Source organism: Flexivirga sp., from assembly GCF_035551235.1.
In the GTDB taxonomy this organism is placed as follows: domain Bacteria; phylum Actinomycetota; class Actinomycetes; order Actinomycetales; family Dermatophilaceae; genus Flexivirga.
Map to the genome: position 1 here is coordinate 1 of NZ_DASZNO010000043.1, position 1921 is coordinate 1921.

Consider the following 1921-nt stretch of genomic DNA (forward strand, 5'->3'; position numbering starts at 1 on the left):
CCTGTTGGGTGCGGGCGTCGTCCAGTTCCTTCTTGATCCCCTCGACCTCGGTTCGGCAGGCACGAAGCTGAAGGACTTCCTCGGGGTCGCTCATCGGGGAGCCTCTCTCGCAGGGCGTCACCGTCTTGCTCACGGTGAACGTTCGTCGTCTCGTTGTGTCTATCACACATGTCTATCATCCCTGTGGCTAGGACATCTGGTGCTGGCGGGCGACCTCCGGTCGCGCCCGAGGTCGCCCGCCGGTTGGCTGCTCGCGACTAGGTCGACCGCACGCCTGGCTTGTGGTCTCCGAGCCAGGCGTGCCTGCCGACCTCCGCAAGCTCGGCCTTGCGGTGCTGCCAGTCGGGCATCCACAGGTACATCTGCCGTTTCCAGGCGCGGCCATGAGCTGCTCCGTTGGGCTGGGTGGCGTGGGCCTGTTCGTGGACGAGCACATACTCGATCAACCGGAGCGGCAGGCCGAACACGGCCCAGTGCAGCGTCGTCGTGTGCTTCGACGGTCCCTCGTAGATGCCCCATCGGCGCCGGCCGAGGTCGCGAACCGCGTAGCTCAGGCCGGTGATGTGGCCGTCCAGTTCGTACTGGCGTCCCTCGCGGCGCAACCAGGCGAGCCCGACCTGCTGGTACAGCCCGATCACTGCCCGGCGGACCAGCTCTGTCCGCTGTCTCCGCACGGACAGGATGCCGTCGGACGTGACCAGAGGTAGCTGTGCGGTGCCCGCGGGCGCGGCGTCGACGAGCTGGAGCCGGTAGCGCCGGCCGAGCAGGTCGAACTCCTCGCCGTCGACGAACTGCTTGACCGCGTGATTCGGGGCCAACCGCGTGGCGCTCTCGACCTTCTCGGTGATCCATCGACGATGGCTGCCGACAAACCGCGCAACCTGCTCCGGGGCGGCCGTCGGTGGGATCAGCGCGGCGACACCTCCTCCCGGATTGACCTGGAGGCCGGTCTTGCGCCGTCGTGGACGGATGGCCACCTCGACCTGCCACTCGGGCGGCAGGTCGAGGGCGGCCAGGGCGGCCCGGAAGGCGTCCGGGCCGGTCATCGCACTCCCTCCTGGTAGTTGATGTGCTCGACCGAGCTGGCCGCCGTGGCCGCGCCGGTGCGCAGCAACTCGTTCACGCCCTTCGACGTCACGGAGTGGATCGAGCCCGGCACGCCGTAGACCCGGCGGCCGAGTTCTCCAGCGGCACGGGCGACGCCGAGGGCACCGCTGCGCTGTCCTGCCTCGACGATGACGGTCGCCGCGGCGAGAGCAGCCAACAGCCGGCACCGCGCGTGGAACCGGATGCGGGCGGAGGGTGTGCCGATCGGGTACTCACTGACCAGCAATCCGCCCTGCTCGATGACGGTCTGGTAGAGCCGTGCGTGCTGGTGCGGATGGGTGAGGTCGACGCCGTTGGCGAGTACGACGATCGTCCGGCCGTCAGCAGCCAGTGCGCTGCGGTGCGCCTCCTCGTCCACGCCGAGGCCGCCGCCGCTGACGACGGTCACCCCGGCGCGGCCGAGCTCGTAGCCGAGGTCCGCAGCGATCGTGTTTCCGTACGCCGAGGAGGCACGTGCGCCGGTGACCGTGACGGCGAGGCTGGTGAGCTCGGCCAATGAGCCGCTACCGCGCACCCACAGCGCGAGCGGGACGCCGAGGCTGGCCAGGCCGGTCAGCCGCCCGAGCGGCCAGTCGCCGTCTTCGGGCGTGAGCAAGCGCGCCGAGCCGTTGTCGAGGGCCCGCAGGTCGTCGTCGATCTGGGCTTCGGGCCGGGTGACTTCGCTGAGGACGGCAGCGGGGGCGGTGCCGTGCCGGATGCGCGCGAGGGCGTCGACCGGCCCGTGGACGGCGACGTACTGGTGGATGGCGGGTGCTGGTGGTTCGGCTGCGCGCAGCAGGAACAGCCTGGCGTGCAGTTCATCGCGTGAAGGCAT

General features: G+C 70.1%; 2 protein-coding genes. Both read right to left on the reverse strand.

Annotated features, from left to right (window positions below; genetic code table 11):
• Positions 1 to 257: 257 nt before the first annotated feature.
• Positions 258 to 1046, reverse strand: coding sequence for a M48 family metallopeptidase (locus tag VG502_RS15005; protein ID WP_168523856.1), 789 nt, complete (start codon positions 1044 to 1046; stop codon positions 258 to 260).
• On the reverse strand, positions 1043 to 1921 hold an 879-nt coding region (locus tag VG502_RS15010), incomplete at its 5' end, for a DNA-processing protein DprA (RefSeq protein WP_168523854.1). The genes VG502_RS15010 and VG502_RS15005, both read right to left, overlap by 4 nt.